General features: G+C 77.7%; 7 protein-coding genes and 1 pseudogene. 2 read left to right on the top strand and 6 right to left on the bottom strand.

The features are described 5' to 3' along the window. The 3 genes and pseudogenes from ABZ641_RS23835 to ABZ641_RS23845 form a co-directional block, all read right to left on the bottom strand. Window positions 1-414, bottom strand: a pseudogene (locus tag ABZ641_RS23835) (HEAT repeat domain-containing protein); the annotation flags it as partial. Window positions 415-423: 9 nt separating this feature from the next. Next, window positions 424-819 carry a contact-dependent growth inhibition system immunity protein gene (locus ABZ641_RS23840; RefSeq protein ID WP_344624263.1) on the bottom strand — a complete coding sequence of 132 codons (396 nt, stop codon included), beginning with the start codon at window positions 817-819 and terminating at the stop codon, window positions 424-426. Then, a complete protein-coding gene (locus tag ABZ641_RS23845) occupies window positions 809-2,059 on the bottom strand; it encodes a DUF5685 family protein (RefSeq protein ID WP_344624262.1) in 1,251 nt (416 codons plus the stop codon). The genes ABZ641_RS23840 and ABZ641_RS23845 overlap by 11 nt, the downstream gene beginning before the upstream one ends. Window positions 2,060-2,318: 259 nt before the next feature. On the opposite strand from ABZ641_RS23845, the gene ABZ641_RS23850 reads away from it, so the two are divergent. Beyond that, window positions 2,319-3,332, top strand: a complete 1,014-nt coding sequence (locus ABZ641_RS23850; RefSeq protein ID WP_344624328.1) for a zinc-dependent alcohol dehydrogenase — start codon at window positions 2,319-2,321, stop codon at window positions 3,330-3,332. A gap of 18 nt (window positions 3,333-3,350) precedes the next feature. Here ABZ641_RS23850 and ABZ641_RS23855 read toward each other — a convergent pair whose 3' ends face one another. Next, on the bottom strand, window positions 3,351-3,728 hold the full coding sequence (locus tag ABZ641_RS23855; protein ID WP_359984710.1) for a DUF6188 family protein: 378 nt from the start codon (window positions 3,726-3,728) through the stop codon (window positions 3,351-3,353). 132 nt (window positions 3,729-3,860) lie between these two features. Then, a complete protein-coding gene (locus tag ABZ641_RS23860) occupies window positions 3,861-4,814 on the bottom strand; it encodes an NUDIX hydrolase (protein ID WP_359984713.1) in 954 nt (317 codons plus the stop codon). Between the two features lie 139 nt (window positions 4,815-4,953). Between ABZ641_RS23860 and ABZ641_RS23865 the strand changes: the two genes are divergently transcribed. Next, window positions 4,954-5,304 (top strand): DUF488 family protein, encoded by a 351-nt coding sequence (locus tag ABZ641_RS23865; protein WP_359984716.1) that lies wholly within the window; start codon window positions 4,954-4,956, stop codon window positions 5,302-5,304. Between the two features lie 13 nt (window positions 5,305-5,317). Here the strand turns inward: ABZ641_RS23865 and ABZ641_RS23870 are convergent, their stop codons facing one another. Next, window positions 5,318-5,638: a hypothetical protein gene (locus ABZ641_RS23870; protein WP_359984718.1), complete on the bottom strand. Its 321-nt coding sequence runs from the start codon at window positions 5,636-5,638 to the stop codon at window positions 5,318-5,320. Window positions 5,639-5,799 lie beyond the last annotated feature (161 nt).

Here is a 5,799-nt window from a genome sequence, read left to right on the forward strand (position 1 = left end):
GGGCCGGCGGCCGTGCGACGCCGGGAAGTACCGCCAGCCGGCCACCTGCGGAGGGCGGCGCAGCCGGTGCACCTCGCCCGCGGCGACCGACCGGGGGAGGAACACCTCCCAGCCGCGCGGGTCCTCCATCGCGGCCAGCTGCCCGGCGGCCTCGGCCGCCGTCACCTGCCGGCCGGGCCTGCCGTAGTGGCGGACCGTCACCGGTTCGGCGTCGTCCAGCCGGAAGTGCACCGCGACCAGGCCGCCGCGGGTGCCGAAGCGGGCGAGCTCGCGCACCCACTGGTGGGTCAGGGTGTACGAGGGCAGCACCGGGAAGCAGTGGACGCCGCGCTCGCCGCGGCCCGCCGCCCGGATGCCCGAGCGGCGGATCCGCGGCGCGTTGGCCGCCGAGGTGAGGTGGACGAAGATCGGCACGGACGCAGGCTAGCGCCCGGCACCGTCAGCCGGGGAGCGGGTTTCCCGTCCGTGCCCGGGACCGGCCGGGGGCGGGACGGCGCGGAGCCGCGCCGCGAGGTCCGGGTGGCTCGCCCAGAACCCGGGGCTTCGGCCCGCCACGGCGTGGTGGAGGTCTCCGGGGTACAGGCCTCCCTCCGTCGCCGGGTCCGCCTCCAGCAGGTCGAGCGCCACCGGCACCAGGTGGGGCAGGCCGACGTCCTGGCCGATCAGCAGGCGCAGGCCCTCCGCACCGAGTTCGCCCAGCGGCACCCGGCGCAGCGCGTGGGCGGTGGCCACCAGCCGGGTGGCACCGGGGCCGGGCGGCGGCCAGGCGCCCTCCAGTTCGTCGAGAGAGCGCCCGGGAGGGGCCGGTTCAGCAGTCACAGCCGCAGTCGCAACAGTCGCAGCCGTCACAGCAGTCGCACCCGTCGCAGCAGTCGCAGTCACAGCCGCTGCAGTCGCAATTGCCGCAGTCGCAGTCGCAGTTGCGCTGGCACCAGCCCTCCCTCTTCTCCCGGCTGAACGGGTCCTCGTGCTCGCAGCACATCAGCTGGCAGGTGCAGGCCATCGCGGCCCACACCGCGCAGCCGGCGAGGCCCGAGCGCCGCGGCTTCTTCGGCGGCAGCGGGGTCGGCGGCTCGCCGATCAGCGGACCGCCCGGGTGCGGGCCGTGCCCGTGGGCGGCACCCCCGTGAGCCGCGCGGGCGTGCGAGTCGTGGGCGTGGGAGTCGTGCGCGTGCTGCCCGCCCGCGGTGACCGAGCAGCCCGCGCCGTGGCCGAACACCCGGTCCACCGCGAGGCCGGTCTCGTGCGCGAGCAGCCGGTGCACCAGCGCCCGCTCGGTGAGTTCGACGTCCTTCAGCGCGAGCCGGATGCCGTGCACCGCGTCCCGGCACAGCCGCTCGGCCTCGTCCCGGCCGGTGCCGGTGGCCGTCAGCGGGTTCCACTGCCCGGCGGCCGCGTCCTCCTGCTGGTCCTCCGCCGCGTCCAGCAGGTGCGCCAGCCGGCCGAACAGCCGGCCCGCCTCCGCCAGCGCCGCCGCATTGCCCGGCCGGCCGGCCAGCACCGCGGTGTGGGCGAAGGCGGCCGCGGTCGCCGTCTCCGTCGGCTCCGTCACCAGCAGCACCGAGGTGCCCGGCCCGGCGGCCCGCTCCAGCTCCCCCTGCCGGTCGGCCGCGTCCAGCAGCACCGCGGTGTCGAAGCCCAGCCCCGCGCCGCCGCCCGTGCTCTGCCGGTCCCAGCGCCGGGCCACCGCCCGCGCCCCCGCGGCGACCGGCCGCTTCGCGAACACCCCGTCGGCGTCCAGCACGTGGTCGCGGACCTTCACCGACGCCAGCGCCAGCGACACCGCCGCGGCGAGCCGGGCGCCCTCGCCCTGCGCCACCTCGGCGCTGCGCATGCCGCGCAGCGGGCACGGGCCGGCTGTCCGGCGCCCGCCCGCCGCCCGCGGCCCCTGAGCCTCCACCAGCACGGATATGACGAGGCCGTCGTAGTTGGTGGCCGTCCGGGCCAGCTGCCCGTGGTCGTCGCGCAGCGCCAGGCAGAGCCCGCACAGGTGGGCCATCCACGAGCTCCGCAGCGTCTCCGACAGGCTGTGCCGACACGGCCTGATGATTCCGAACACCGTTCCCCCTCCCCGTTCGCGGCCCCACGGGCCGCGGTCGAACGGCCGTCATCCTAGGCGGTGCCACCGGGGCCGTGGCCAGGGGCGGGTCGTGCACCTCCGGCCGTGATCGGGCCCCGAGCGCAGGCCGGCGGCGGTGGCGGCGCCGGGGTGCCGTCCCCGGCTTGCCGAGCGGGGCCGTCCGGGGGACGGTCGGAGGGGCGGCCGAGGCTCCGCCGAGGGCCCGGCCGTGAACGCGCCGATCCGGGAGGACACCGCCATGAAGGCCGCCGTCGTCCGCGACTTCACCGCACCGCTCGCCATCGAGGACCGCCCGCTGCCGGAGCCCGCCCCGCACCAGGTCCTGGTCCGCATCGAGGCCTCCGGCCTCTGCCACACCGACATCCACGCGGCCCGCGGCGACTGGCCCGTCCGCCCGACCCCGCCGTTCGTCCCCGGGCACGAGGGCGTCGGCGTGGTCGAACGGGCCGGGGACCTCGTCCGGCACGTCGGGCTCGGACAACGGGTCGCCATCCCGTGGCTCGCCGACGCCTGCGGCCACTGCGACCACTGCGTCTCCGGCTGGGAGACGCTCTGCCTGCAGCAGCACAACTCCGGCTACTCCGTGGACGGCGCCTACGCCGAGTACGCGCTCGCCCACGGCGACTACGTGGTGCCGGTGCCGGACGGCATCGACCCGATGGACGCCGCACCGCTGTCCTGCGCCGGCGTCACCACCTACAAGGCGGTCAAGGTCGCCGACTCGGGCCCCGGCACCCGGGTGCTCGTCTCCGGCATCGGCGGCCTCGGCCACCTCGCCCTCCAGTACGCCCGCCTCGCCGGCGCCGAGACGATCGCCGTCGACGTCACCGACGAGAAGCTGGCGCTGGCCCGGGACCTCGGCGCCGACCACGTCCTCGACGCCCGCATCCAGGACGTCCCCGCGGAGACGCAGAAGCTCGGCGGCGCGGACGCCGCGATCGCACTCGCCGTCAGCAACGACTCGTTCCGGGCCGCGTACGCCGCGCTGCGGCGGGGCGGCACCCTCGTCCTGGTCGCCCTGCCGGCCGGCGGCACCCTGGAGATCCCCGTCTTCGACACCGTGCTGAACGGGACGAAGGTGGTCGGCTCGATCGTCGGCACCCGCCAGGACCTCGCCGAGGTCTTCCGGCTGCACGAACTCGGCCGGACCAGGGTGATCCGGGAGACCCGGCGGCTGGAGGACGTCAACGACTGCTTCGAGGACGTCCTCGCGGGCCGGGTGACGGCCCGGCTGGTCTTCGACCTGCGCTGAGCCGCCGACCCGGCAGGGTCAGACGGCGAGGTAACCGCCGGGCTCCGCGGTGAACAGCGGGCCACCGGGCCCGGAGACCTGCCAGGCCGCGGTGCCCGCGACGGCGGTGTCCGGCGGCACCGACAGCGTGACGCCCGGTTCGAAGCGCAGCTCCAGCCCGCCGGCCCGGGTCACCGCCGCCCCCGCCACCCGGGCGCCGACCAGCCCGGCCAGCAGCCCCGAGGCGGGAACCGACAGTCCCGGGTAGAAGTGCTCGACCTCGGCGGCCGTCCGGACCCGGAAGTCGTTCGCCACGGTCAGCACCACACCGCCGGACAGCACCAGCCGCAGCGGCCCGGCCACCGTGACGGCCTCCACCTGCAGCCCGGTCAGCGCGGACTCGATCTCGCGGACCATACGACCTCCTCGGACAGGGCGGCACCGGCCGCTCCACTGCCACGATTGTCATGCCGCAGGCGGGCCGCCGTCACACCCGCCGCCCCCGGCGCGCCGCCCGCCGCCGGTGCCCCGGGCCGCGCGGAGGCCCGATCACCCGGGGCCGGCCGCCGGTGCGCCGTCCACCAGTTCGAGCGGACCGGCCGCAGCTCCCCGACGGGCCAGCACGGCCGCGGTCCGGCGGTCCCCGGCGGCCGCCGCCGTGCCGCCGGACCGTCCACCGCCCGGGCACCCGCCGTCGAAGACGTACACCAGGCGCGGAGCGCCGCCGGGCAGCCAGTCCAGGGCGAGCAGCCGCCCCGGGGCCCGGACCGAAGCGAAGCGCTCGCGCAGCACCCGCGCCGCGGCACCCCGCGGCGTCTCCCGGTCGGCCGCCACCGGCTCCTGCACCGAGAGCACCCGGCCGGCCGGACCGGCGACGAGCACCTGGACCTCGGCCCGGATCCGCGGACGGGTCGCGTAGTACGTCTCCCGGTCCAGCGGCGGCACCACCGGCGGCCGGTCGCCGCCCGCAAGGTCCAGCCCGGCCGCCCGGGTGTACGGCGGCGCCGGCACCGGCGGCAGCCCGGCCGCCGCCGGCCCGACCGGGAAGCTGTCCTCCATCTCCACCGGACCCGACCCGGCCGGCGCCCGCAGACACGCCGCCACCCGCCGCGACAGCCGCGGCGGCAGCGCCGAGGCCGCCTGCCGGGGCGTCACGAAGGCGTACCCGCCGAGCTCGTCCTCCTGCAGCCGCACGGCCGCCAGCTCCGCCGCGGTCAGCGGCTGCGCCCAGTAGAGGAAGGAGACGATCGGCGGCCGGGTGCGGCTCATCGCCCAGTCCACGCTCGCCAGCGCCAGCAGCCGCGGCCGCAGCCCCATCTCCTCCTGCAGCTCCCGCACGGCGGTCGCCCGCAGCGTCGCGTCCCCGGGCTCCCAGCCGCCGCCCGGCACCTCGACCGGGTGCCGGCTCTCGTACACCGCCCGGACGACCATCACCCGGCCCGCCGCGTCCCGGAACAGCACGCCCGCCGCCGCCAGCGGCCCGGCCACCCCGTCCCACCCCATGGCCCCGCCTCCTCGTCGCCGCGCCCGGCCGCCGCCCGGAACCGCCCCGCCCCGCGGGCGGGTGGGCCGTACGGGCAGCATCCGGGACACTCCGCAGCGTAGCCACGGAATCCGGCGGGCGGCGCGCGAGCATGGCCGGATGGCCGTCACCTGCCGCAGGCTCCGCGACGAACCCGGACCGGACGAGGGCACCCTCGTCCTGGTCGACCGGCTCTGGCCGCGCGGCCTCAGGAAGGCGGACGCCGGTTTCGACGAATGGGCGAGGACCGTCGCCCCCAGCACCGAGCTGCGCCGCTGGTACGGACACGACCCGGAACGCCGGACGGAGTTCCGCCGCCGCTACCGCACCGAACTGGACGAACCGGAACGCGCCGAGGCCCTGGACCACCTGCGCGACCTGGCCCACCGCGGCCCGCTCACGCTGCTCACCGCCTCGCACGAGGTGGGGATCAGCCATGCCGCGTACCTGGCCGAGCTGCTGAACGGCTGAGCCGCGCCGGGGGTCAGGTGCACCAGAACAGGAACGGCGTGCAGGACTTCGACGGGTTCGGCGAGGGGCTGCGGCTGGGCCGCACGGTCGCCGTCGCGGTCGGCCGGGCGGTGGTCGGCGCCGCGGTGGCCGTCGGTGCGGACGCGGAGGCGGAGGCGCTGGGCCGCGCGCTCGCGGACTTCGACGGCTTCGCCGAGACCTGCCGGGTGGGCGCGGCCGAGGTGGTGGCCGGGGCCACGGTGGGCGTGTCGCTCGCCGCCGGCACGGTGTCGTCCACCGGCGCGCTGATCGGGCGTGCGGCGCCGCTGCCGTCCGGTGCCACGAGGGCCAGCACACCGGCGCCGCCGAGGGCGAGGCCGGCAGCCGTCAGGATGGCCGCCCGGCGCCGCTTCGGGGCGGCCGTCCGGCGGGAGCGGCGGCGGTGGGGCTCGCCGCCAGCACCTCGGCCCAGAACCGGGCGAGGGCGGGCAGGTCGTGGGCGTCGACGACGATGTG

Source organism: Kitasatospora sp. NPDC007106 (genome assembly GCF_040634455.1).
In the GTDB taxonomy this organism is placed as follows: Bacteria; Actinomycetota; Actinomycetes; order Streptomycetales; family Streptomycetaceae; genus Kitasatospora; species Kitasatospora arboriphila.